The 23,882-nt window shown below is 57.1% G+C and carries 23 protein-coding genes; 7 read left to right on the top strand and 16 right to left on the bottom strand.

Annotated features, from left to right (window positions below; translation table 11 throughout):
* The first annotated feature begins 3 nt into the window (after positions 1 to 3).
* The 3 genes from AC2FLO_RS00465 to AC2FLO_RS00455 all read left to right on the top strand — a co-directional run bounded on the left by AC2FLO_RS00465 (position 4) and on the right by AC2FLO_RS00455 (position 5,182).
* Entirely contained in the window at positions 4 to 2,175 is a 2,172-nt protein-coding gene (locus AC2FLO_RS00465) for a DEAD/DEAH box helicase (RefSeq protein WP_496811592.1), read from the top strand.
* Between the two features lie 95 nt (positions 2,176 to 2,270).
* Positions 2,271 to 4,478, top strand: a complete 2,208-nt coding sequence (locus tag AC2FLO_RS00460; RefSeq protein WP_496811591.1) for a hypothetical protein — start codon at positions 2,271 to 2,273, stop codon at positions 4,476 to 4,478.
* 11 nt (positions 4,479 to 4,489) lie between these two features.
* The gene (locus AC2FLO_RS00455; RefSeq protein WP_496811590.1) at positions 4,490 to 5,182 is read left to right on the top strand and encodes a competence protein CoiA; all 693 of its coding nucleotides are present in this window, start codon (positions 4,490 to 4,492) and stop codon (positions 5,180 to 5,182) included.
* A gap of 136 nt (positions 5,183 to 5,318) precedes the next feature.
* Here the strand turns inward: AC2FLO_RS00455 and AC2FLO_RS00450 are convergent, their stop codons facing one another.
* The 15 genes from AC2FLO_RS00450 to AC2FLO_RS00380 all read right to left on the bottom strand — a co-directional run bounded on the left by AC2FLO_RS00450 (position 5,319) and on the right by AC2FLO_RS00380 (position 16,896).
* The gene (locus AC2FLO_RS00450) at positions 5,319 to 6,395 is read right to left on the bottom strand and encodes a TrbL/VirB6 family protein (protein ID WP_496811589.1); all 1,077 of its coding nucleotides are present in this window, start codon (positions 6,393 to 6,395) and stop codon (positions 5,319 to 5,321) included.
* Between the two features lie 12 nt (positions 6,396 to 6,407).
* A complete protein-coding gene (locus tag AC2FLO_RS00445; protein ID WP_496811588.1) occupies positions 6,408 to 6,821 on the bottom strand; it encodes a hypothetical protein in 414 nt (137 codons plus the stop codon).
* A complete protein-coding gene (locus AC2FLO_RS00440; protein WP_496811587.1) occupies positions 6,818 to 7,012 on the bottom strand; it encodes a DUF4177 domain-containing protein in 195 nt (64 codons plus the stop codon). The genes AC2FLO_RS00445 and AC2FLO_RS00440 overlap by 4 nt, the downstream gene beginning before the upstream one ends.
* On the bottom strand, positions 7,009 to 7,995 hold the full coding sequence (locus AC2FLO_RS00435) for an ATPase, T2SS/T4P/T4SS family (RefSeq protein WP_496811586.1): 987 nt from the start codon (positions 7,993 to 7,995) through the stop codon (positions 7,009 to 7,011). The genes AC2FLO_RS00440 and AC2FLO_RS00435 overlap by 4 nt, the downstream gene beginning before the upstream one ends.
* 4 nt (positions 7,996 to 7,999) lie before the next feature.
* Positions 8,000 to 9,379, bottom strand: coding sequence for a TraB/TrbI/VirB10 family type IV secretion system protein (locus AC2FLO_RS00430; RefSeq protein ID WP_496811585.1), 1,380 nt, complete (start codon positions 9,377 to 9,379; stop codon positions 8,000 to 8,002).
* Complete coding sequence (locus AC2FLO_RS00425; RefSeq protein ID WP_496811584.1) at positions 9,376 to 10,071, bottom strand: TrbG/VirB9 family P-type conjugative transfer protein; 696 nt, start codon at positions 10,069 to 10,071, stop codon at positions 9,376 to 9,378. Before AC2FLO_RS00425 ends, AC2FLO_RS00430 begins: the two co-directional genes overlap by 4 nt.
* Position 10,072: 1 nt before the next feature.
* Positions 10,073 to 10,726: a VirB8 family type IV secretion system protein gene (locus AC2FLO_RS00420; RefSeq protein ID WP_496811583.1), complete on the bottom strand. Its 654-nt coding sequence runs from the start codon at positions 10,724 to 10,726 to the stop codon at positions 10,073 to 10,075.
* Positions 10,727 to 10,847: 121 nt separating this feature from the next.
* Positions 10,848 to 11,657, bottom strand: a complete 810-nt coding sequence (locus tag AC2FLO_RS00415; RefSeq protein ID WP_496811605.1) for a type IV secretion system protein — start codon at positions 11,655 to 11,657, stop codon at positions 10,848 to 10,850.
* Positions 11,657 to 12,745 (bottom strand): lytic transglycosylase domain-containing protein, encoded by a 1,089-nt coding sequence (locus AC2FLO_RS00410; protein ID WP_496811604.1) that lies wholly within the window; start codon positions 12,743 to 12,745, stop codon positions 11,657 to 11,659. Before AC2FLO_RS00410 ends, AC2FLO_RS00415 begins: the two co-directional genes overlap by 1 nt.
* Before the next feature lie 55 nt (positions 12,746 to 12,800).
* Positions 12,801 to 12,968, bottom strand: coding sequence for a hypothetical protein (locus AC2FLO_RS00405; protein ID WP_496811582.1), 168 nt, complete (start codon positions 12,966 to 12,968; stop codon positions 12,801 to 12,803).
* Positions 12,965 to 15,328, bottom strand: a complete 2,364-nt coding sequence (locus AC2FLO_RS00400) for a VirB4 family type IV secretion/conjugal transfer ATPase (RefSeq protein WP_496811581.1) — start codon at positions 15,326 to 15,328, stop codon at positions 12,965 to 12,967. Before AC2FLO_RS00400 ends, AC2FLO_RS00405 begins: the two co-directional genes overlap by 4 nt.
* The gene (locus tag AC2FLO_RS00395) at positions 15,318 to 15,596 is read right to left on the bottom strand and encodes a VirB3 family type IV secretion system protein (protein WP_496811580.1); all 279 of its coding nucleotides are present in this window, start codon (positions 15,594 to 15,596) and stop codon (positions 15,318 to 15,320) included. Before AC2FLO_RS00395 ends, AC2FLO_RS00400 begins: the two co-directional genes overlap by 11 nt.
* Positions 15,589 to 15,882 carry a TrbC/VirB2 family protein gene (locus AC2FLO_RS00390; protein ID WP_496811579.1) on the bottom strand — a complete coding sequence of 98 codons (294 nt, stop codon included), beginning with the start codon at positions 15,880 to 15,882 and terminating at the stop codon, positions 15,589 to 15,591. Before AC2FLO_RS00390 ends, AC2FLO_RS00395 begins: the two co-directional genes overlap by 8 nt.
* Positions 15,879 to 16,499, bottom strand: coding sequence for a lytic transglycosylase domain-containing protein (locus AC2FLO_RS00385; RefSeq protein ID WP_496811578.1), 621 nt, complete (start codon positions 16,497 to 16,499; stop codon positions 15,879 to 15,881). The genes AC2FLO_RS00390 and AC2FLO_RS00385 overlap by 4 nt, the downstream gene beginning before the upstream one ends.
* A 43-nt stretch (positions 16,500 to 16,542) precedes the next feature.
* Positions 16,543 to 16,896 (bottom strand): hypothetical protein, encoded by a 354-nt coding sequence (locus AC2FLO_RS00380; RefSeq protein WP_496811577.1) that lies wholly within the window; start codon positions 16,894 to 16,896, stop codon positions 16,543 to 16,545.
* 212 nt (positions 16,897 to 17,108) lie between these two features.
* On the opposite strand from AC2FLO_RS00380, the gene AC2FLO_RS00375 reads away from it, so the two are divergent.
* The 4 genes from AC2FLO_RS00375 to AC2FLO_RS00360 all read left to right on the top strand — a co-directional run bounded on the left by AC2FLO_RS00375 (position 17,109) and on the right by AC2FLO_RS00360 (position 22,671).
* The gene (locus AC2FLO_RS00375; RefSeq protein ID WP_496811603.1) at positions 17,109 to 17,360 is read left to right on the top strand and encodes a hypothetical protein; all 252 of its coding nucleotides are present in this window, start codon (positions 17,109 to 17,111) and stop codon (positions 17,358 to 17,360) included.
* A gap of 124 nt (positions 17,361 to 17,484) precedes the next feature.
* A complete protein-coding gene (locus tag AC2FLO_RS00370; RefSeq protein WP_496811576.1) occupies positions 17,485 to 17,742 on the top strand; it encodes a helix-turn-helix domain-containing protein in 258 nt (85 codons plus the stop codon).
* A 169-nt stretch (positions 17,743 to 17,911) separates the two neighbouring features.
* Positions 17,912 to 18,139 (top strand): hypothetical protein, encoded by a 228-nt coding sequence (locus AC2FLO_RS00365; RefSeq protein ID WP_496811575.1) that lies wholly within the window; start codon positions 17,912 to 17,914, stop codon positions 18,137 to 18,139.
* A 101-nt stretch (positions 18,140 to 18,240) separates the two neighbouring features.
* On the top strand, positions 18,241 to 22,671 hold the full coding sequence (locus AC2FLO_RS00360; RefSeq protein ID WP_496811574.1) for an NACHT domain-containing protein: 4,431 nt from the start codon (positions 18,241 to 18,243) through the stop codon (positions 22,669 to 22,671).
* A gap of 338 nt (positions 22,672 to 23,009) precedes the next feature.
* Here AC2FLO_RS00360 and AC2FLO_RS00355 read toward each other — a convergent pair whose 3' ends face one another.
* The gene (locus tag AC2FLO_RS00355; RefSeq protein WP_496811573.1) at positions 23,010 to 23,531 is read right to left on the bottom strand and encodes a hypothetical protein; all 522 of its coding nucleotides are present in this window, start codon (positions 23,529 to 23,531) and stop codon (positions 23,010 to 23,012) included.
* Positions 23,532 to 23,882: the final 351 nt, after the last annotated feature.

The following is a 23,882-nucleotide window of genomic DNA, read 5'->3' as shown; positions in this document are numbered from 1 at the left end:
CCGATGAGCAGTGCGTTCGACAAACTGGCGAGGCCTGTGCAGAAATGGATACGCCAGAAAGGATGGCGCGAACTTCGCGACATCCAGGCGCGATCCATCCGGACGATCTGCGAGACCAACGCCGATTTGATCGTTGCGGCTTCCACGGCGGGCGGAAAGACTGAGGCGGCGTTTCTGCCGTTGATTTCACAGGTGCTTGACGAGCCGTCCGACGGCACCGGCTTCGACCTGCTCTACATCGGCCCGCTGAAAGCCTTGATCACGGACCAGGCCATGCGGCTCGAGGGCATCTGCCAGGAAGCAGAGCTTCCGGTTGTTCCCTGGCACGGGGATGTCTCGCAATCGATCAAGACGCGCGCGTTGAAATCTCCAAAAGGGATCCTGCTGATAACCCCAGAGTCCCTTGAGGCACTTTTCATTCGTCGCGGTTTGGAAGTCGTGCGCCTGTTTGGGGCCACGCGGGCGGTCGTGATCGACGAACTACACACGGTTCTGGATAGCGAACGCGGTGTCCAGCTGCGTTCACTGCTCACACGGCTCGAGCTTGCGATAGAGCGCCCAATCCGTCGGATAGGTCTGTCAGCTACGCTGGGCGACATGGACCTCGCCAAGGCCTATCTTCGCCCTGACGCAGCGAGCTCTGTTCAGCTGATCGAAGCAGATGGCGGCGAGGCTGAATTGAGGCTTCAGCTTCGCGGCTACCTCTCAGGCGATGAAGATGAAAATAGCCCATCCGCAACGGACGCCATAGCAGCCCATCTATTCAAACACCTTCGAGGCAGCGACAACCTGGTCTTCGCCGGAGCGCGCCAACGGGTCGAGATTTACGCAGATCGGTTGCGGGAGCTTTGCGAACGGGAGCACCTGCCACAGGAATTCTATCCCCACCACGCGAGCCTCTCCCGAGAACACCGTGACTTCGTTGAGCGGCGCTTGAAGGACCCTGCGAATCCGACGACCGCCGTTTGCACGTCGACGCTCGAGCTTGGAATCGACATCGGTGACGTGACCTGTGTGGCTCAAATCGGCGCACCATTCAGCGTCGCGGCGTTGCGGCAACGGCTCGGGCGATCAGGCCGCCGTGACGGACAACCGGCCATTCTCAGGCAGTACGCTGTCGAAGCCAAGTTGACGCCGGAGAGTAGCTTCGTGGATCGCCTTCGCCTCGGCCTGATCAGGTCCATCGCGATGATAGACCTGCTGCTGGAAGGCTGGTGTGAACCACCAAAACCGCAAGCCCTTCACCTCTCGACGCTCGTCCATCAGATTCTATCAGTCATTGCGCAGCGCGGCGGTGCGTCTGCAGGTGTGGTCTACAACGTGCTCTGCCGCGAAGGTCCCTTTCGGAAGGTCACAACCGAAGTCTTCGCAGATGTATTGCGTGCGATCGGCCATCCAGAAACCGGCTTGATCGAACAGGCCGGCAGCGGGCTGTTACTCTTGGGGCCGACTGGCGAAAGGCTTGTTGAGCATTACAGCTTCTATGCGGTGTTCCAGACACCTGAGGAATTCCGTTTGGTTGCAGAGGGGCGGGATCTTGGAACCCTGCCGATCGACAATGTTCTTGCTCCCGGGATGCTGCTGATTTTTTCTGGGCGGCGTTGGGTAGTTCAAGAAATCCATGATCGTGAAAAGGTCATCGTCGTTAAACCCGCGATGGCTGGTGTGCCTCCCGTCTTCGGCGGCGATGCGGGGGATATTCATGACAAGGTAATTGACCGAATGTTTGCCGTACTCGAGGGGGATTTCAGCCCAGCTTACATGGACACAGTCTCCTTGACGATGCTCGAGGAAGCGCGTGCTCATTATGAACAGCTGGGATTTCGGGCCAATAACATACACAGCATTGGCGAGCATACATCAATCATTGCGACGCGGGTCGGGACGGTGAAGACATCAACCCTCGCGCTAGCACTCAGAAGCGAGGGGCTTTCGGTCGAACAGCATGACGGGTTTCTGCTGGTGGAGGCCGGGGACGAAACCCCCGATCTTCAAACAGTACTAACGCATATTCGATCTGGCGAACCTGTCGATCTGTTCGCGGGCGCAGGGAACTTCATGTCGGAGAAGTTTCATCCGTACCTGTCGAAGCCGCTCTTGGAGTTGGATGCAGCCAGTTCGAAGCTTGTTCCTCAAATTCTTCCAACGTTGGTTGAAAGGATCATTCAGGCATGAGCGGTGGGAAGCAGAGGTTGTTTCCTTGCATGCCCTGAACCGCTAGGGCCAAATGCAATGGCCTTTGGGGGCGCAGAGATCATTTGGAGAATGTCGTGGCCGATAAGCTGAACATAAATCTAAAATATTGCTATGGAATTGGAAAACTTGAGGCAGAGCTGGAGTTTAAGCACAAAGGCTACGCGATCTACGCTCCGAACGGTGTTATGAAAACATCGTTTGCGAAGACAATGATGGACCTTTCGGAAGGCAATGCGCCGAAGGACCTGCACTTCCCGAATCGAGAACCTACTTGTGAGATCACCCTGAATGGCGAAGCCATTAAGAAAGAGGAAATTTTCGTCGTTAAATCCTACGATGACAAATTCTCTTCAAGTCAGGTGTCCACTCTTCTTGCGAACGCCGAACTCAGAACGAAGTATGAAAGAATCCATCAGTCGATTGGCGAAGCAAAAAAGGCTTTGGACAAAGCTCTCAGGAACGCTGCCGGGTTTGGAGAAAGATCACGGGAGAACTTAGACCCGATTATCGAGGATGTGTTTGGCGGCAGCTATTATGAGGCACTTTCTGCGATTGAGGACGAGCTCAACGAACTTCATCAATCGGACCTCGGCAAAGCCGACTACAAAATCCTGTACGACCCAAAAGTTCAGCAATTCCTTGCCAGCGAAGATGTGGCGGCTGCGGTCGAAGACTTTGCGCAAAAGTATGACGAGATAACCGAACAATCGCCAATCCTTCGAAGGGATTTTCAGTATCACCATGTCGCCCAGGTTCAGCAGCAGCTCGAAGCGAACAACTTTTTTGACGCTGGACACAGCATCAGCTTGGCGGATGAAAACACGGATCAGAAGGAAGAGGTTTCATCGGACCAATCGCTTCGCGAGCGCATCGAAGAGGAGAAGTTTCGCGTCTTGAACGATGAGGCGGTGGCGAAGAAATTCGACACATTCAATTCAAAGCTCAAAAACAAGGAGCTGCAGGCTTTCCGAGACTATATCACAGATAATAAACACCTTCTGCCTATGCTAAACGAACCGGAGGGCCTGAAACGTGACCTTTGGATGCAATATCTTCGGGCTGCACTTGATGAGTACAAAGCGCTGGTATCCGAGTATCGAACTGGTCAAAGTGCTCTCGCTGAAATCATCGCAGACGCGGACAGCAGCAGAGGTGATTGGGATGCTGTAGTGGCAGATTTCAATCGTCGCTTTCTCTACCTGCCCTTTGAACTTTCCGTTGACAACAAGGCCGATGCGATCCTCAAAGGAAGTGCTCCTTCGATTGCTTTCATCATCAAAGATGCAGGTGAAGAGAGGCGTTACGCTTCATCCGAAAAGCAAGAGCTGCTCCGAGCGCTAAGCACAGGTGAAAGCCGCGCGCTGTACATCCTTGATATTATGTATGAGGTGTTCGTGCGATGGAAGAACCGCACCAAGACCCTCTTTGTCTTTGACGACATTTCTGACTCGTTTGACTACAAGAACAAGTTCGCGATCATCGACTTCTTGGAGGATGTAACCAAGGTCGAAGACACTAATTTCCTTGCCATCGTCCTGACTCACAACTTCGATTTCCTTCGAACAGTTTCAAGCAGAGATATCTGCCCAGCACATCAGTGTCGGCTGGCGTTTCGATCTGATGATGGGATCAAGCTTGAGCCATTCGAGCGGACGGATATCCAGAGTCCGTTTCGCAAGTGGCAGGGCAGGTTGGCGGAACCGTCCGTTCTAATTGCCTATATCCCGTTCTTACGTAATTTGATCGAGTACACGCTTGGCCCAAAAGATGCCGATGGGAATCCTAATGCTGACTACCTTCAGCTTACCAGGATGCTCCACTTCAAAGATGAAACTGAAGCCCTCACCATCGAGGACTACAAGGCCGTATTCGAACGTCATTTGAGCGGGTGTACCTTCCCTGATGTTGATCTGACGCAGCCAGTTATTGAGCATCTTTTCGCCACGGCCGATGAGTGTGAAAAAGTTGCCGATGGCATCAATCTTGAGCAAAAGATCGCTCTGTCAATCGCGGTCAGAATGCGAGCCGAGCGATACATGGTCGCGAAGATCCGTTCTGCGCAGGAAGAATTTGATGTTTCGAATAAGCAGACGGGGAAGATTTTTCAAAAATTCAAAGACTTGTTCAATAATGAAGCCGAAAAAATAGGCCTTCTACGCCGCGTTAATCTAATCACGCCAGCGAATATACATCTCAATTCCTTTATGTATGAGCCAATCTTAGACATGGGCATGGCCGAGTTGGTGACGTTGTACCAGAACGTAAAGTCAGATTTGAACTAGGCGTGATCGGAATGCGTTTTGCACTTTTAAATGGTCAACGAGTTGAGGCGACGCCTGGTGCCTTGGGCAACTGCCCAGGCTGCAATGCCGCCATGCTAGCTCGATGCGGGACCAAGAAGGTCTGGCATTGGGCGCACAAAGGCCGCCGTCATTGTGATCATTGGTGGGAAAACGAAACCGAGTGGCATCGCGACTGGAAGAACCGGTTTCTCACCGACTGGCAAGAGGTGCCAGCTCGCGATGAAACTGGCGAGCTTCATATTGCGGATATCAAGACACCCTATGGCCTTGTGATCGAGTTCCAGCACTCTGCTATCAAGTCGGATGAGGTAAGAAAGCGCACAGATTTCTACGGTCAAGTGATTTGGATTATCGATGGAACCCGCCGCCCAACTGATCTGATCCAATATGAACGGATGCTGTCAGAAAACTATCCGGAACGGTTCGACGGCGTAGATATCTACACCGTTTATTGCGAGGAAACACGGCTTCTCAAAGAATGGGGATCATTGGGCAAGATCGTCGGATTTGACTTTGGCGGCGAAAATCTATGCTTGCTGACAGCCGCACAAGGCAGAAGCCGTTATCTCTTCGACTTCCCAAAGGTGGAGTTCGCTAGGTTGATTAGTGAAGGGAGGCCGCTACCAGTGGTTCAGTTCGCAGAACCCACCCAGCGTGGCTATCGAAGGCGTAGAAGATTCTAATAAACTTCAGGTTGCAAACAGTCGTTCTTGGCGGCAATCCTGGTCTACTAAAATAAACCCTTTGGATATGAAAACCGCCCGTGGCAGATCACCAACAGTACCTTTGCGGTTTTGGAGGGTTTTTCTCATTTGCCCGTCATCGTCGCCCCAATCTACTCAACCTGGCCAGTTGCGCCAGCATCTGCGACCCGGCCCCCGGTGACCCTGAGCCAATTGCCTGACCGGTTTGTCCCATTCCCTGCCTGACCGGCATCTGTTGAACCCCGAAGAACTGCCGAGCCCTGAGGGCTGCATATTCCGCGCCACTGGCCCCACCGATCAGGTAGCGGTTATAGGCCTGCTGGCTGCCCATGGCGGCGCGGGCGAAGCTGTAGCCGCCACCCAGTCCGCCGGAGAGGGCGGGCATCATGATGTTGCCGGAGATCGCACGGACAATGAAGGGCGTGGCGATGATGAAGCCCTTGGCCATGAGGACCATCATGAAGAAGGGGATGAGCGCGCCGATGTTGGAGGCCCCTTCAGGGTCGCCAAGCTCACCGATCAGGGCGGATGATACCCCTGTGATTGTCGCGAACACGCCGGCCACGACGATGGGGTAGAGCGCGAAGGAGACCAGCGCCGACAGCCAGCGCGCGAAATAATCCTTGGTCACTTCAAAGAGGGTCAGGAAGATCATCACCGGCGCGATGCCGATGAGGAGCGCGATCATCAAGCGCGAAGCCACCAGGATGAAGGCGGCCAGCCCGCCGAGGATCGAGAGCAGGAGGACACCGACGATATCCAGCATGGCACCCGCCATCCAGTTCAGCTCTGACCCGGCGGCGTTCAGGTAGTCTCCGAGTTCCGAGATCAAGCGGTCGAACTCTTCAGCGAAGGTGCCGGACGGGCCGGGGCTGCCCCCACCGACCGAAGCGACGAGTGCGCCCGCGATACTGTCGATGCCGGCCAGGATGGCGGAGGAGAGCGCGTTGAATTGCACCCAGTTGGTCGCGAATATCCCGACCAACCCGACCTTGACCGCGAGCCAAAAGGCCGTGCGCCCGTCCATCGCCTTGTACTGGTAGATCATGTTCAAGAAGACGAGGATCACCACGAGCGTTGTTCCCAGAACCAGAAGCGTGCCCACGGTCGCCGCGACCGACCCAAACTGTGTTTCCGCGGCGGTGTCGAGATAACCCTGGGAGGTTTCAACGAAGTAAGTGACGACGCTCATCGGGGTTGTGCCTTACCAATTGCCCGCGGCGTCGCAGATCGCTTTGGCTGCAAGGCGAACCTCGTTTGCGCGCCGATTGTAGCGATCAGAGGCCTGCAGCATTTCCCATCGCTCGGCGCTGGCGTGGTGTTCACGGAAGGTGGCCTCGGCCTCATCCCATGAGGGGAAGCGGGTTTCGCAGGCGCAACTGGCGGTCTCGACGATGCGTTCGAGGTTCTGCGCGCGATAGATGTCCTGGACCAACACCCGCTGATAGGCATCGCGCAGGGCAATACTCTGCATCCACTCCGGTTCAGCCGGACGGTCCGGGCAGACATCAAAACTGCGCTCAAGGCTCGGGACCAGGTTGCGCTCCGCTGAAGCGGGTACTGCGGAAAATCCCAAGGCCAGTGCGATGAGAGCGACATTGACCCCGAGACGCATCATGAGGCCGCCCCACCATCTGTCGTCTCCCGTTTCAGGAAAACCGTGTAGCCGACATTGGCGAATTCCGAGGAGCTAAATGACACGACTTCCCAACCCTTTGCACCTCTGGCGTTCAGAATGTTCTTCATCTCTGCTTCGCCAGTCTTGCGACTCATAGGAAAAGACAGAACATCGTATTCAAAAGTTCTCATGGGGAGGCTCCGATCTGATTTGCGCCGGGGAGGTAGAATTCGGTGATGCCGCGCCGTCCGTCATGGCGACCGGCCTGAATGATCACATCGATGGAATTCTCGATGTATTGGATCATGTCCGCATAGGTCATCGGGATCTCGGTCTTGAGCGCGGCAATGGCCAGACGCTGCACGGCCAATTGCGGGGTTTCGGCATGGAGGGTTGTCATGGATCCGCCGTGGCCGGTGTTGATCGCCTCGAGGAAGGTCATGGCCTCCTTGCCGCGCACCTCGCCGAGGATGATCCGGTCGGGGCGCATCCGCAGCGTTGCGGTGAGCAGCACATCGGCGGTCTGGAACTCCGCATCCCGGTTGGCGATAAGGGTCACGGCATTCGGCTGGGTCGGTAGAAGCTCGGCGGCTTCTTCGATGGTGACGATGCGTTCCTCGGACGGCACATGGGAGAGGATCTTTCGCGCAGCGACGGTCTTGCCGGTCGAGGTGCCGCCCGAGACGATCATGTTGAGCTTGTTCTCCACGCAAAAGGCGAGGGCGTCGTCGATCAAACCGGAGGCCACGACCTCGCGCAGCTCGCGCGTTTTCTCGAGGCGCAGTTCTTCGAGCTTGCGTTCCTTACCGAAGAGAAAGTCGAGTTCGATGCCCTCGAGCGGCAGGCTGGAGAAGAACCGCAAGCTGATCGACATGGCCGAGAGCACGGCGGGCGGGGTGATGACCTGTGCCCGGATTGGGCGATCCCGATAGGTGATCGAGACCGAGACGATGGGGCGGTCCTTGCTCAGGGTGGTATTGGCGGAGGAGGCGATCTGGTTGCCGAGGTCCTTCACGTCCGTCGCTGTTAGCTTCTGGTCCAGCACTCGCATGAAATGATCGCCCTGGAACTCGCCCCAGCAGTTGCCGTCAGGGTTGATACAGATCTCGATGACATCGTCGCGGGCGGCGGCATCGATCCGGTCGAGCGAAGTCTGGAGATAGCTCAGCGACATCGGTTCAGAAAATCTCCAGATCGCGGTCGACCATCACCGTGACGCGCGCGCCCTGGTCGACATAGATGACGGGCCCGATCGAGAGGTAGTCGCCGATCACAGAGTCGGTGGCATCGGCCAGATCGTCGCCCACGTCCTCGAGAACGTCTGCGGTGGTCTCATCCTGCACATTTGCAGCGGCCGCGCTTGGGGCGGCTGAGATCAGCGAAATCAGCGCGGCCGAGCCGAAGCGTTCGTCAAAGCGGGTATCGACAAAGCCGGTGACGCCGGAGCGGCCCAGCTCGTCTCCCCCAAAGGAACTGATCTGAATGGTCTGGTTATCGGGCAGGATGATCCGGTCCCAGGCAATGGTGACACGGCGCTGCGCGATATCGACGCCGGAGCGATAGCGCCCGATGAGACGGGAGCCGCGCGGGATCAGGAGCCGGGTGCCATCGAAGCTGAAGACATCTTCCGAGACCACGGCACGGGTTTGACCGGGCAGGGAGCTGTCGAGGGCGGTTTCTATGACGGCCTGGATCATCGTGCCCTGGATGATGGTGTTGGAGGGGTTCGCAATGACCTCGGCCTGCGTCACCGAGGTGGGCAGCGCGCCGTTCAGCACGAAATCCGTCACCTCACCAAAGGTGCGCTCGGTCAATGCCGTCTCATTCGCTCCGGAGGTACCACCAAAGGCGATGGTCGGTGAGGCGATGCGGCGTTCCTGAAACGCGCGCTCCTCGGCCGCGCGGCGTTCGAGCTCGGCCATGCGCCGGGCCTCTTCCTCACGGCGCATTCGTTCGTCTTCCCGCGCGCGCAGCTCGTCCTCAGACGGCCCCAAGGGCGCGGGAGCAGGGCGGTTGGCTTCGAGCTGGGCCAGCTCGAGATCCATGCGGAGTTGTTCAAGTTCGCGGTCGCGCGCTGTGAGTTCATCCCGGAACTGCTGTTGCGCGGCCTCAGATGCGGCTTGCAAGGCGGCGATCTGTGCGGTCAGCGCGTCGATGGCCTCGGCCGCAGCCGTGTCTTCCTCGACCACGGGTTCCGGCGCATTGCGCAGCTCTTCGATTTGGGCCTGAAGTGCTGCGAGCTGCGCCAGAAGCTCGGTATTGGGCTCGACAGGCTCGGGCGCGACCAGAACCACCTCTGGCTCAGGCGGGGGCAGGGTTTCGATGGCGCCAAACCCGTCTCCTTCGTTCTGGAAGACATCCGGGGTGGCCGTCGGCAGGGCTTCCTCTTCCTCGGGCTGGGAGAGGAGATAGAGCAGCGCCCCGCCAGCGCCGATCAATAGAACAACAACCAAAGCCAGAAGCGGCGAGCGCCGTGGGGCAGGGGACTGACCTCTCCCTCGACCTTGCTCGAGTGCGGCGAGGCGTTTTTCCAACTCAGTATTACTTGTGTCACTCATGATGCAGCCCCTGCAGGCAGGGTCGCCTCGATGCAGACCACCTCGTCACCGATCCGCAGGACCCATTGCCGGTTCACGCCTGAGACCCGGATAACGCCGTCTTCGGTGGCTTGGGTGTTGACCGTCCGCTCACGCCCATTTGTGTAGCGGAAGATCGCGGGCACAGGCGCATTCCGTGGAAACGCGAAATACGTAAACGTTCCATCATCCCAGACGCGTGTCGGCGTGAACTCGGTGCGCGCGCTGGCCCCATAATTGTAGTTGGGGGCTTGGGCCGCGATGGCCCGGGTCGGGCGCGCATCGTCCTCTGGATAGCGGAATTGGACTACATAGAAGGTCGGGCTGCGGGCCTCCTGGACGTTGAAGTAGTAGCTGCGCCGGTTGGTGTAGACCGTCACATTGGTATGGACGCCGCGCGCGATGGGTTTGATCGCGAAGGCCTGACCGCCGGGGACGCCATCGATCTCAAAGCCTTCCGTGTCGCCCGCGATGATCGAGCGGATGCTTTCGCCCTCGCCGAACTCGATGGTGGTGACATGGGTGAGCGAGACGTTGAGGCGATAGACCTGACCCGCCTGGTAGGAGGCCAAGCGCACCCGGCTGTCATTTGGGCCACCACGCGGGATCGCTTCGGCAAAGGCAAGGCCGGGCGGCAAGGCAAGAATGGCGACAAGGAAGAACCTATTGATCAAACTAATTCTCCAATCTGTCGGAGCGGATGGAATACTCGAGCACGGTGAAGCCGAAGGGGTTGGTCCAGACCTCGTCGATGGAGCGGCGGGTCTCCGGGCGGAACTCGAAGAGAAGCGTGGCGGTGAAGAGCCCCGTCTGGACGCCATTGAGCGAGGTCAGCCGCTTGCGCAGGCGCACGGTGGCGCGGTTTGTGCCGATCCGGTTGATGCTGAGGATTTCGACGTCGAGCCGGGCGTTCGGCCCGTAGACTGTTGGCGGGTAATTCTCATTGGCGCTGTTCCAGATCTGGCGCAGGCCGCTTTCAGCGGCCCCGTCCGAACGGCGTAGCACGCTGCGAATGCGCAGATCATTGTCGAGCTGGTTATAGACCTCGCGGTCGGTCACGTAGCGAAACACCTCCGCCTCGATGATAGCCTGGTTCGCGGTAACGGATGTGGCGCCGACGGAAGCTTCGGGCAGGGCAAAGCCGGTGGCGGGATCATAAGGCACGACGACCGGCGGTGGATCGACATCGAGGATCGCAACCGCCGCCGCGCTCAGGCACCCGAGTATGCCGAAGATGAGGCCAATGAGGCCCAAGCGCTGCCAGAGCCGCTCCCGTCGGAGCGCCCCGTAAACCAGTTCCTCTTCAATGATCTCTTGTTCACTCGCCACGCGTCACACTCCGGGGGTCGTTCTGGCGTTTCGAAATAAGCAGAATCGGTTCTTCGCTGCCTCTCGCTTCGCTCGAACGCGAAGACCGATATTTGATATTGTGGAACAATTTCGAAACGCCTTAATCCGCACGCAACTCGGGCAGGGTGAAATCCATGAAGCGCTGCTCTTCGGCGATGGTGGCGGCATCGATCACGCCGCCCGTGCCATCGCCCACGGTCTGCACCGCTTCGAGCTGCCACATGGCGACCAGCGCGATGGCCAGTTCCGCCGTGACGCGGGTGTTGAGATCGACGCTTTCCTTCAGCTCATCCATGTCGTCGATGAGCGCGACGAGCCGGTCGACGCGTTCAAGGGATTGCCCGGCATCCTCATAGCTGTTCTGGGCCGCAGCCGAGACGAGCGCGCCGGTCGTGGCTTGGGTCGCTATGCGGTTGGCACCGGGATTGCCGCTGGTGGCCATTTCCGAGAGCGTGTCATCGTCAAAGCCAAGATCGGCCAGCACCCGGTCCATCTGGGTTTCGATCTCGCCGGCGCCAGAGCCGGTGAGGTGGGAGAAATCGCCCGTCTTGATGGCCTCGATGGTGGCGAGGATGTCGCCGAACTCCTGGTCGAGCAGGCCGTTCAACTCGTCTTCCATCTCGGTGCGGATGATTTCAGGCAGTTCGGCGAGGCGGGTGAGGGCCTCGTAGGTTCTTTGCAGCTCCGCGAGTTGGTCCGTGAGTGTGCCAAGCTGTTCGCGGAGCTGCGTCAGCTGCTCGTTTTGCAGGATCTCGTCTTCGATCATCTGCCGGAGCTGCTGGATGTTTTGCGCGATGTTCTGGGTGTCGACGACGGGCACGCCTTGCGCGAGGGCAGGGGGTAGGGTGCCAAGATGCAGACCGATCCCAAGTGTCGTGACCAAGGCCGTCCTCACGAGCAAATGTCCCATCATTCAATCTCCCTGATTGTGAAGTCCATAAATGCGCCCTCGGCCATGCGGGCGCTGGCCTGCGCCAATTCTTCTGCGCTCAGGACACGGGTCCGCGCCGCCTGAAGCCGGACGCGCGCGGCAACGAGGCGCACGAGTTCGGCCCGGGCATAGGTGTTGAGCGCGATGCTTTCCTGTACGTCTTCCGTTTCGGAAATCCGCTCGACGATATCGCGGATGCGGAGGGCGGTCTGCCGGATCGCGGCAGGTGAGTTGTTGCCGTAGACCGCGGCCCCATGCCCCGTGATCGAGAGGTTTGCATTGACCAAGAGTGCGGGATCGATCGTGCCCAAAGCTTCGATCCCGCCGATCCGGCTGAGATAGAGATTGTAGCGCTCGGGTATGACTTGCACGTAGTGCTGGGTCTCGGCAAAGGGTGGCACGCCCCCATATTCGAAGACCCTGCCGGGTCCGGCGTTATAGGCGGCGAGTGCGTTGATGATGTTTCCATCGAAGGTGTTGAGTTGGGTCGCGAGATAGCGCGCGCCGCCATGCACCTGAAGGTAGGGGCTGTCGTAGTATTCCGGGTTGATGCCGAGATCGCTGGCGGTGCCCGGCATGATCTGGGTGAGGCCGAAGGCGCCAACCGGGGACCGCGCGCCGATGGTGAAGCGGCTTTCTTGCCAGATGAGGGCTTGCATCAGCGCGCGCCACTGGACGGGTGAGAGGCCTGCGCGGCCCACACCCGCAAAGCCGCTGGTTTCCTGTGCGACGCGGATGATGAGTTGTTCTATGTTTTCCGCGGCGTCTCCGAACATCTGTGCGCCGCCGGGATTGGGATCGATATTTGCCGTACCGTAGACGGCTTCCACGGAGCGGTCCGCATCGCCGCTGCCGCTTTCGAGGCCCGAGACCATCGCGGGCAGGCCTTGCCCCCCGAAGCTGGTCTGGGCATCGAGGATGCGCTGCAAGGTGTCCAGCTGTTCGCGCTCGATCTCGGAGATGAGTTCGCGCACGGAAAACTTGTCCGCCTGGATCGCAAGATCGGCCTCGCGATCGCCGGTTTCGACGATGTCACGCGCGGTCAGCCCGCTGTCATTGGTGGGCACGCCTTGAGCAAGGGCAAGACCGGGCAGCAAGCAAAGCGCCAAAATATGGGGCAGGCTAGACGTCAATGCCGCCCTCCGGGGTGCCGAGAGGCGCAAAGGTACAATCGGGCGCGATGGGCGCCGTCGAGGCGAGGAAGGTAAAGCAGTTTGCCTGTGGCTCCTGGTATTGGGCACAGGAGGCCAGAACGCCGAGTGCGGCGAGGAGAATTAGAATACGGGTCATGAAAGCCTCCAGAAGTCCGGGCGGTCGCGGTAATCGGCTCCCACGAGCGCTTCGCCTTTTTCCATGCCGCCGAGGATGGTGAGATTGGGCCCGAGGGCGCTCAGATCGGCGTCAACGACGATCGAGCCCTGGTCGTCGCGAATAAGTGCCAAGCGGCTGTCGCTGCCGGTGTTGAGAAGCACGTCGAGTTCCTTCTCGTAAAGATTCAGCATCGCGTAGTCGGCGGCATGCGCGCGGATATTGGGCAGCAGGATCTGCGTGGGCACCGCCTCAACGATGGTCTTTCCGGTCCGGGTGCGTTCGAGCTGGCTTGCGTATTGCGTCATCATCACCGCGACCGTGTTCTGCTTGCGGGCGGTCACCAGCCAGTTCGAGAGCCGTTCCGCGAAATATGCGTTGTCGAGCGCCTTCCAGGCTTCGTCGATGATTATGATCGTGGGGCGGCGGTCCTCGATCTCGCGCTCGACCCGGCGGAAGAGGTAGGACAAGACCGCCATGCGCTCCTTCTCGGCTTCACTGTCGAGAATGCCGGTGAGATCGAAGCCAACCACATCGCCCTCCAGCGAGAACGTGTCTTCCAACGTCTGCCCGAAGATCCAGCCGTAGCGGCCCTCTTCGGTCCATTCGAGCAGGCGCTGGTGCAGATCGCCGCCATCATCGGTGGAGACAAAGAGTGATGCGAAATCCCGCCAGTTCCGCAGTGCCGGATTGGAAGCCTGCGCGTTCTGGCGCACGACTTCCTGGATGCGGTTGGTCTGGGCAGGCGTCAGCGGTTTGTCGGCACGGTGGAGCAAGGTGGCGAGCCAATCCGAAAGCCAGGCGGTGCCGCGCGCGTCGACCTCAGTCCAGAGGGGATTGAGCCCGGTGGCTTGCCCGGCTTTCAAGGACGCATAGCGCCCGCCATTGGCGCGGACCGCCATCTCCATACCGAGACGGTAGTCGAAGACGAAGACCCGTGCCCCCGCTCGACGGGCCTGCGTCATGAGAAAGGCGGAGAGAACTGACTTGCCAGAGCCCGGCCTGCCCATGATCAAGGTGTGCCCGCTGGTGGGTTCTTTGTCGGGGCTGCCCTGCTCGTGATAGGAAAACCGGTAGGCGCTCTGTTCCGGGGTGGGGAACAGGGTGATGACCTTGCCCCAAGGAACTCTACTGGCGGGCTTGCCGAGCTGCGTCCGGTGAAACGCCGCGAAATCCGCGAAATTGCGATTGGTGATGGCGCTGGCGCGCACGCGCTTGGGCTGGTTGCCGGGATGCTGGCTGAGGTAATGCGCCTTGGCGGCGACCCGTTCGCCGATCATCTTCACGCCCTCGGTGGCCGCGGCGTTGACGATCTCGGCGCTTAGGGTCTGCAGCTCGTCCAGCGTGTCGCAGAAGATCGTCACGACCAAATGGTGTTCACCAAAGCTCTGGCGTTTGGCCTCGAGATCATCGGCCGCGATATCGAGCGCTTCCATCAGCGAGAGGGCCGCATCCTGCGAGGCCTGCATCTGGCGTTTCTGCCGTTTGATCCGGCCCGCCATGAGGTTCGAATTGATCGGCGTGAAGGAGTGCGTGACGATCATGTCGACCGGCAGGTTCAGCATGTCGAAAATGGTGCAGGAGGTGGACTCTGAGTATTCCCCGATGGTGAAGCTCTTGCCGTAGCGATGCCCCACGACGCCTTCGGAAAGTTCGAAATGATCCTCGAGGAAGGTCACGCGGGTGTTAGCGACGTTGAAGGACAGGAAGCCGTATGTATTGGCGGGATAGAGCGGCAGTTCTGTCCCCGTGTTGAGCGCCCCGAGAAAGCCGATGAGCGCGCCGCTCTTCGCGGAAAGGACATGCGGGTTCAGCTCCGTCAGGCCCGAGAGGAAGACATTCACGGCCTCGCCCAGGCGGCGCAGGCGTTTCTGGGTTTCTTCCTTGAAGCGATCCGGCGCGCTGCGGCCCATGAACGGCAGGAAACTCTTCGGGGGAGGGCGGTGGATCACCGTGAGCGTCAAGGTCTTGTCGCGCAACCCGCTGGTCTCAAGCTTCTTGCGCCAAAGCCGGTCCACCTCGCCCGCGAAGCTGTCCTCGCGCACCGGTTCCAGTTCTGGCGCGATCGCCTTGGAGACCTTGTGAACGTAAAAACTGAACTCCGGTCCCAGCTGCGCGATAATCCGGGCAAAGAGCGCCGTCACCTTGTCGAGATAGGCATCGTCCGTCGTGTAGCTGTTGGCCCCGTCGAGGCGGATGCACTGGAAAAGCTCGTTCACCCGCGTCCGCACGGTCCGATCATCGACCAGGCTGACATAGGGAAGCATATGCGCGAGCCGGGTTTCTCGGGCATACCAGTCCGGCGTCAGGGTGCGGGGGTCGAGCGTTTCGTCACGGGGCATAACTGTCCCCACCATGGATGGACCGATTCCGTGTAGGCGGCGTCTCTTGCAGCGCACTCATCATCACGTCGATAAAACGTGGGTCCCAATCCGCAGCCTTCCAAAGCACCGGATAGAGTAGGGCGGCCACGCCCAGCACCGTGATGTGCTGGACCCAGACGAAGAGGAGCACCGAACCGAAGAGCCAGACCATCGCGTACATGATGGGCAGGCCCAGAAGCTTGGGCGGCCGCACGAGGCCCAGGAAGAGGGGTGAGCGCTCAGCCACCGGCAAAGACCGCGGCAACGATGGTGGGGGCGGCGGCAACACCGGCGATGCCGACGAGCACCCAGAGCGCCTGGCGCAGGTCGATGATGTTGAAGAACCAGCTGAGGAAGACGCCAAGAACAGCGAGTGTCGCAATGACCACGCCAAGTGGGCCGGTCAGTGCATCGACGATGCCCTGCAACAGGCTCTGGATCGGGGAGAGGTCGATGCTTTGCGCGAGCGCCGGTTCAGCAATGACCAGAAAGAGGGTCAAACTTGCGATGAATAGGTTTGATATGTGTCTCATGAATTCGATCCTTCCAATCGGGCCACGACGGCCATCACGCGGGCCACGTGGTTCTGGGTTTCTCGGTAGGGGGGAATGCCGCCGTATTGGCGCACGGCATCGGGTCCGGCGTTATAGGCAGCCAGCGCCAGGCGCGGATCGCTGAAACTCTCCAGCATCATCGCGAGGTAGCGGGCGGAGCCATCGAGGTTCTGAAGTGGATCACGAGGGTCAACGCCGAGATCGCTGGCCGTGGCTGGCATCAACTGGCCGAGACCGATGGCCCCGGCGCTGGAGATCGCATCCTGCCGGTAGGCACTTTCAACCTCGATATTGGCGCGGTAGAGGGTCAGCCAGTCTCTGACCGAGAGGTCCGCGCGGCGAAGACCGGGATGGGCAGCATAGCGCAGGGCGCTGGCTTCAATGGCCGAGAGGATATCGGCGCGGGGCAGTGGTGCTGGTCGGGCAAGGGCCGCAAATCGCAGCGCCTCAGGTTCTGCAGGTGTTTCGGCCTCACCGAGGATCGCCAGCCCATCAGCCGCAGACCCTTGACCAATCCCGTCATTGTAGTTGCGGGCAAAACTGCTTTGGGAGCGAGATGGGGTCAGCGAGCCGTCGCTCTCCATAACAAGCACCATCTGTGCCGATGCAGGCGCCGCCAGTGGGCCGAGAAGGAGAAGGCTAGTCGCTACCGCCTTTGTCGCTGGTCGTGAGCTTATGCGCGGTCCGCTGGCCTTCCTCGAGTGGCACATCGGCATGCGAAAACCCGATGCCAATGAGGAAAGAGACCACGCCGGTGATCGTCTTGAACTCGCGGATCTTGATGTCGTTGTAGGTCGTCCGTGTACGGGCAGTAACCAGGAGCTTCTCCACACCGTCGTCAGACACGGCACGCATGATCCAGACCCCGTAATAGCTCGGGCCCTTCTTGTGTGCCGACTCCTGGCACAGGATTTCAGCGCTATAGCCGCTTTCCACGAGTTCGCGGAAACGCGCTTCCGTAACCACATTTGGTGCTTCGATGTCCCAGTTCATGGCCCGGCCCACGCTTTCTCCAAAAACGCAACGCCCGGGCATTCCTACTTGAAGCCCAGAGTTACGATAGTATATTAGTGACCGCAAGATATATTGCGACAGATACGGCTGTATCTCGGTTACTCAAACTCTAGGCACGGCCATTGGCGTCTATCAAGGAAATAAGAGGTTCTAGAAACCTGCGGTTGCGGAGCTTGTTTGCACTGCAAGCCATAGCCGTGCTCATTCTCGTCCCTGGTGCAAGTACTGCGGAATCCTGTCTCGCACCGCCCCGACCTTTCCTGCCCAGCGATTCGCAGGCGGCCCGTGACTACGCCGACATCATCCGTGGCGATTTCGAAGACTACATCCAGGATATCCAGAGCTACTTCCGATGCCTCGACGGTGAGCGCGCCCGTGCGTTTGAGGAAGCGCGGGAGGTCAGCGAGGATTATGGCCGGTTTCTGCAATTGGTAGGGGATTGATGGGCTACCCGGGGTGCATCAGACTTGCAGCCCAAGGAAACCCGACGCCGATAACACCCTCAAATATCTACTTTTTAGATAACAGATTTCATCCGCTAGCGACGTCACAAAAGGTATGTGACGCGTGGCAAAAACAATCAGAAGCAAGGGACATCTGGCACTTTGCCAGGCTTTGGTCGACGCTCGCATCAAAGCGGGCCTCGGTCAGAAAGACTTGGCGGACAGGCTCAGATGCCACCAGTCACTCGTTGCCCGCGTTGAGAGCGGCCAGCGCCGTGTCGACGTTGTCGAGCTGGTCGCCCTGGCGCGCGCCATCGGCTTCGACCCGTTCGAGGTTTTGGCGATCGTTGAAGCCGCCACGGAGCCCGACCACAGGATTTGAACCAAATGAATTGTTGAGAAAACCGGAACCCATTTCACCTGTCTGATGATCATTCCCTCATCGAGGACCAGGTAGCCAGAATCAACGAAGTCCCGCGCGCGGTCGTAGTGAACGCTCTGCAACCCCACGCCGTATTTCGCAGCGCCACAGTGCAGGAAGTCAGTAAACAGTGAACGAAGATGAGGTCGAAGGCGTCGCGATTGCGAATTTGATCGGGACGGATGAGCGTAGTGTTGTCGGTTGGGTATATCGTTGGAATACGGGCGTGTTGGCGGTGATGTGGGATGTCAACGGCCCGCAACGGGTTGCACAATGTCAGCCTGATTTGAAGGACGCGGAGAAGCGCGAAATCGACTTCGATGGCTTGAAGAGAATTCGGCGGCCCGGCAGCGGGTAGGCAAATCCAGCATCAAGATAGAGACCCTCCAGCCGAACGCGCGTGTTGTTCTTCTGCTCTTCCTCGGTAAAAATACATTGAAGGATTAGAGGACGACGGCTTTGAGTGAACTTCCAGATCGTATTGAGATATTTCTGCGCCATGCGTTTGACAATGTGGAAAACTTGGAGTTCGACCAAGACTACCAACAAAGCTTTGCCAACGACGGAGATCGCAAGGCCCAATATATCATTGAGAGGCTGTCGAAGCTCGAAAGAGAAGGACAGGTCCACCTTCCGAGTATGGCTTACATCAGCATAGGAGGTGCAGATGGCTCTGAGCTGCATTCCATTCTCAGCAAAACAACCATTGGAATGGGAATTCTCATTGAAGTGAGCGATGCGGCAATCGCTGCTGCCAAAGAGAAGTTTGAGTTTCTTGAACTGGAAGATCGTCCCCTTCTCATTGTGCAAAACGACGCGGTATCGGCCATTGCTGAGACATTCAGAAAAATCAAGGATCTTGGCTTTAGCCAAATCTGTATATCCGCCCAAGCAATATTGCATGAACTGCCTGATAGAAGCTTTGCCCACAAATCCGACAATAGGTTCTTAGGTAGCCTTTTTGGTCACTTTGAACGAACGTTGTTCGTTTCGCGAGAACCATGCGACCCGGACAACTGGCCCACTGAGGTTGAGGTGTCTCTCCCAGGCGTCGATGCCGCTCGTTTGGCCGAGTTCGTGAAGTACATTGGCAAAGAGTTGAGGATGGACTTCACCGACGTTGCTACCATTGCAAACAGAAGCGTAATCGGTCCGCGTCGACTTATCGTCGAAGCACTTCACAAGCTACTGCGGAGTCGGTCGCCCGTCGAACTGCGGTACGAATTGGGGGAACAGCTCACGAGCTTTGACGCCAATAAGGTCAGAGACCTGCTTGCCGATTATTGCGGCTCTCAACGCGACGTGGAGCTCGAGTATACATCCACAGAAGGCTTTAGAGATACTTATCGTAGATTTGGTGTTCATGCTTGCGACACCGCAAAGAAAGCCCTGCCACTCCCCAACACGCATGCGAGACTTATCGCGTTTCAATCTTTGGCAGAGAGCCAAGGCACAACCCACTCCTCAAAAAAAAAAGAACCTACCCATGGACCACCTGAGGCTCCAGAAATAGTCAAGCGTCTTAGGGCAATTTCTCAAGACACGCTCCTCAGAACAGGACAGATACAGTCCGTTAGTGCAGGAGATCCGTCCACTGGTACAATCGTTCTCAATGACGATCTATACGTCGAGCGAGACATAGAGAACGTAATACTTGATCGATTGAAGCGCAGAGACTTCTTAACGCAGCCGCTTGCCGTTTTGGGTGAGCCAGGAGTTGGCAAATCAAGTCTGCTTTGGTCGATTACGCGCGCTATCATCTCAGATGAGGTCAGCCAATGCGATGCTTGGCTGCTCGACGCCCAAGATCTGTTGGATTTCTTTGGGGACAATGACAACCAATCTCAAAAAAGGTTCTTAGAGCTAAAGACGGCTCTCTCCTTCTTTGCAAATGCAGTTCCTCCCGTCATTCTAATCGACACCGCTGACGCGGTTTTGAACAGGCAGGAAACAAACCTCAACTTCAAGGACCTTCTGTCGCGGCTGCGAGATCTTCCGGTTCAAACCGTCATCACGTCGAGGCCTGGCGAGGCGCATGAACTGTCATTCCTAGAGCCTAACAAATACGACCTGGGAAATTACTCTGACACCGAGTTCCCAAAGGCTGTCAGGGCATACGCAGAGGCATTTGTCAAAGACACTGAAAGCACCAACGCAAGCACGCATGCAAGCAACCTCCAAGAGGCCGCATCTTCTGGCTACCCGATCGACGCCTTGGCACGGAACCCTTTGGCCCTGCAGATGATCTACGCAGTCTATGCACCCCATGAAATCAACTATGCCGAAATAGACGTTGTGTCATTGTACAGGGACTATTGGGAGCGGCGCATAAGTTCTGACTTTCGGCCTGGTGCTAGAAAAGCTAATTCGAAATCTGATCTTTCAGGGAGCGCCGAGCTTTTGGGGCTGGCGATGCTGGCGGAAGGTACCCCCGAACTGCACAAGGAAACAGCGAAGCGCATTCTCCAAAAGCACGCGCTTGACCCCAATTCCATGGACACTCTTGTTGATCGAGGCGTTTTCATTGAGTTTCGTGCAGAGTCTGGTTCAAAGATAACATTTTTTCACCAGACGTTCTTCGAGCATTCGGCAGCCAGAGCCTTTGTGGTTTTGACTGGAGCCGAAGGTTTAAGACAGCTTGCCCGACGGTATATGGAAAGCGGGCAAAACTACTTTCTAGGTTGCGTCCTTGAACGGGCCATCGTTCTCGCGGACTACGAAACCGCCGATGTTTCTCAGGCAGCGCAAGAAATCGCGATCAGTCTCTGTGAAGCCACTGGTGAAGCCGCGACTTGTGCCATCTATGTTTTTGCCCACAAACCCAGAATTAGCAAAAAGCTTCAAGAGCGCATTGTTGAGCTCATTCGCACTAAAGATCCAACGTCGATAGAGCGTTTTCTGGATCTTGCGCCTAACATGACTCCAAGTCGGCAACTTGACGCTCTGCCGGTTCTCGAAATGCTATTGTCTGATGAGGATTTTCGAAGGGCCGAACAAGTCATAAAGGCGCTGGTACGTTTTAGTTTTACGCACTGCCAAGAGGTTGCAAACCTTATTGAAGCTGCAAGTCCGCAGGACGGAATTCTCAAGGATATTACAGGTTCGGCGTTGGTTCGAAAAGCTTACTACTTGCTGCTGGCCCGAATTGCACCGATGGCGCCAACCTTGGTCTGGAAAGAGATGATCAGATTGTATGCGGATGGCCTGAGTAGAACCGCCGGTGAATCTGACGGTCTTTCTTGCGTGGCGATAGCACTCGGAAACTATGATGTTTGGTCATTCGAAAACGTTGCTGAGACCTTTGAGCGTGATGTGCAAACTGCAATTGGACAGAGAAGAGTATATCCCAGTAACGATCTATCGAGGGGCATCGCCAAGATCTACCTTAGGGATTGGGAAAGAGAGTCTGTAACGACGGAAGCCATACTGAACATGTTGCCGGAACAGACGGGGACAAAGAGAGCCTATTTCACGCTACTCTATGCTCTTTCGGGTCAGGTAATCGATCAGTCAAGCGAGTGTATCTGGGATTTCTTGCAGTCGACCGTCGACTATCCGGACCGAGAAATTCGACACTATCTGACTATTATTACGTGGAGCGATTTGTTTGCTCAGATCATGACATCGAACCACGACGAGCAACGAATCTCAGATATTGCAGCCAGAATTGCAGCCTTGGGAGAAGAAAGGCAAACGCAGTACCACGTAGCCCTGATAAAGATGGTCTCGTTCTCTGACCTCGACATCAAGATTGTTCAAAAAATGGGATTGGATAGCGCAAGAGACTCCTTCAAGACGTGGACCGATACAAGAGGTCTCGGTCGTCGATTGTTGGATGCCGCCGCTGCGGAAATTGTTGGGGCGAGGAAAACACTTGATACTTTGATCGCGGCTCCCAGGGACTTCCCAGATCGCCTAAATGCGATCGCCATTCAAGCTCGCAATCGTGAGAAGTCTGAAGTCAGTTTTCGCATATTGGCAAAAGTATCATTGGCTATGCGAGACCCTTTTGCCCTATTTCCGTCTCTGGAGACCCTTCGGGAGGAGGAATCAGAGTGGCTTGAACGATCAGGCGATCTGTTTCAGATCGCTCTCGATGTTGATCCTCAAGGAGACGTATCAATATCCAGATACAAGGCCAGATTCCTATGTGAGTACGAGCGACTTAAGATAGCGACTACACTTTCAATTTCAGACTTGATGAGAGTCGCACTTTCCCAGTCGGATGACATTGCGCGTTCCCACGTCCTACGTGCGCTAAACTATAGAATTCGCTTCTCGGGTTCGGAGATTTCTGTGTCTGTCGAATCCTTGGAAAAAATGAATGAAGCGGGCTTTCAAAAGAGTCGCGCCCAACTCATACAATGCATCGCCACATTGTTTGAAATCTATCCGGAAGTGGCCGAAGAGCGCTTTCTTGATCTCTTAGACCTAGTTTTCTCGGAACCGGCCAACTCAACTCACATCGCGCCGATTGCCCGTCCCATCTACGTGCTACTGGCTCAAAAATCGAATGCTGTGTTTGGAATATGTGAACGATTGTTGGTCGAGCTGTGTGGTGTTTCGAATGCCACTGCAAACGGCGAGTATACTAGGCTAGCCCGCGTATTCATCATTGCTTCCCAACGAGCACAACGTAGTTGGAGCCGACAACTTTTGCTTCAACTGAAATCAGTACCATCTGAGGTTGGGAGATTGCTGGTAGGCATGTTGGTCAGTGCTGACGAAGATCTGTTTGAGGAGATATTTGAGGACTTGGGTAAGTCTGATGGTGTGCCCGACGTTACTCTCAAGCGGGTTGCCGACCTACGGCGAAATCGTCATCGAATGCACGGGGTCGCTGCTTGGACTAGTTTGCTTGATCAGGTTTCAAAAGATAAACTGATTTGAGTAAAGTGGTCCTGCGTTTAAAGACAGCTTTAGAGAGTTCAGCGCAGTGCAGCAAACTCCTGAATGATGCCCAACCTGTAAACGCTGCGCGATGCAGAAAACCGGAAATCTACAGCATGAAAGTCTAACAGGTTACTGTTTTTGCCGTACTGTCACATGGGCCGCCACACCTCGTGGTAAGCAGAAGATGCGCCCGCAGAGCAGACCTTGGTGCTTCCATCAGCGAACGGAAGCTCCGTTGCGCACAGCCAACTATGGTACTCAAAGATATGAATGGCCGCTTGTTGCTCCAAGCCGAAATTTCCCCAGCCTAACGGCGGCGAGCGACTCGCACTGAACTAGTAATTTACCTGCTCGAACCCGTAGTTGCCTTCATAGTCGCGCCAGTCCACGAAGACGGACCTATGATAGATGCTCGGGCAATGATCTCCCCACCGTTCAAGCCCCGTATGGGCCGTGGGCAGAGCGGTTGTGGAAGATCCCTGCCAGGCGAAATCACCTTGAGTCCCGTAGGTGCCAAGGACGACCACCGCGCTGCGGTTGCAGTCGCCATCTCGCCCGGATTCGTGCTGCCGTGCATAGCGAACGTCAAAGACGCGGATGGATCGCACGAAATTGAACTCCGGTCCGCTGATGTCGATGTCTGCTCGATCCTGGACGAGGCGTAGGGCAAGATCTGCCGGGACGAGATCGTCTGAGGTTCCGCCAAAGCGCCAAACGGCCGGTTCTGTCATTGAGTTCGGTGCACGATTTGTCGCGGGAAGGGACTGGCTTGTTTGAAAGTCATCGACTTGGAACAGGACGTCAAAGATCCGGCCTGTTTCGTTCGGCTGCGGTTTGAACTCGTAGGAGGCGCCCATGGGACAGCGCCAAATTTGTAGCGGCGGTTCTACGGGCCAAGGTGTGATCCGCCGGATGAATTCGGAACGCGCACGAGAGCACGGGACAGAAGCAGGCCAGCCACCGGACAGGCACAGCAGAATCGCGCAATCAATGGGATACGTTTGCGCCCTTGAGCTAGAGGGCTGCGAAATGCCCGTCAATGCAAGGGCCAAGACCAAGGGCAAAAGTCGAATTCTAAGGAAGACACGCATGCTAGGGCTCCTTGGCAGGGGACTCCCAGCATACATACAATAATATACTATCGCAACACACAGTATAGATGACGCATAATCTATCTTATGTTAAATAAATATCTCCGTGCACTATGG

It is taken from the genome of Ruegeria sp. TASC047 (genome assembly GCF_059612445.1).
Note: the sequence above shows the minus strand (reverse complement) of the source record. Positions and strands in the feature narration are given on the sequence as shown.

Excerpts from the sequence above, each read along its gene's own strand:
- AC2FLO_RS00465 (WP_496811592.1), top strand. The coding sequence starts at position 4 with ATGAGCAGTGCGTTCGACAAACTGGCGAGGCCTGTGCAGAAATGGATA.
- AC2FLO_RS00455 (WP_496811590.1), top strand. The coding sequence starts at position 4,490 with ATGCGTTTTGCACTTTTAAATGGTCAACGAGTTGAGGCGACGCCTGGT.
- AC2FLO_RS00450 (WP_496811589.1), bottom strand. The coding sequence starts at position 6,395 with ATGAGCGTCGTCACTTACTTCGTTGAAACCTCCCAGGGTTATCTCGAC.
- AC2FLO_RS00445 (WP_496811588.1), bottom strand. The coding sequence starts at position 6,821 with ATGATGCGTCTCGGGGTCAATGTCGCTCTCATCGCACTGGCCTTGGGA.
- AC2FLO_RS00440 (WP_496811587.1), bottom strand. The coding sequence starts at position 7,012 with ATGAGAACTTTTGAATACGATGTTCTGTCTTTTCCTATGAGTCGCAAG.
- AC2FLO_RS00435 (WP_496811586.1), bottom strand. The coding sequence starts at position 7,995 with ATGTCGCTGAGCTATCTCCAGACTTCGCTCGACCGGATCGATGCCGCC.
- AC2FLO_RS00430 (WP_496811585.1), bottom strand. The coding sequence starts at position 9,379 with ATGAGTGACACAAGTAATACTGAGTTGGAAAAACGCCTCGCCGCACTC.
- AC2FLO_RS00415 (WP_496811605.1), bottom strand. The coding sequence starts at position 11,657 with ATGGGACATTTGCTCGTGAGGACGGCCTTGGTCACGACACTTGGGATC.
- AC2FLO_RS00405 (WP_496811582.1), bottom strand. The coding sequence starts at position 12,968 with ATGACCCGTATTCTAATTCTCCTCGCCGCACTCGGCGTTCTGGCCTCC.
- AC2FLO_RS00400 (WP_496811581.1), bottom strand. The coding sequence starts at position 15,328 with ATGCCCCGTGACGAAACGCTCGACCCCCGCACCCTGACGCCGGACTGG.
- AC2FLO_RS00390 (WP_496811579.1), bottom strand. The coding sequence starts at position 15,882 with ATGAGACACATATCAAACCTATTCATCGCAAGTTTGACCCTCTTTCTG.
- AC2FLO_RS00385 (WP_496811578.1), bottom strand. The coding sequence starts at position 16,499 with ATGGTGCTTGTTATGGAGAGCGACGGCTCGCTGACCCCATCTCGCTCC.
- AC2FLO_RS00380 (WP_496811577.1), bottom strand. The coding sequence starts at position 16,896 with ATGAACTGGGACATCGAAGCACCAAATGTGGTTACGGAAGCGCGTTTC.
- AC2FLO_RS00355 (WP_496811573.1), bottom strand. The coding sequence starts at position 23,531 with ATGGGCGCCTCCTACGAGTTCAAACCGCAGCCGAACGAAACAGGCCGG.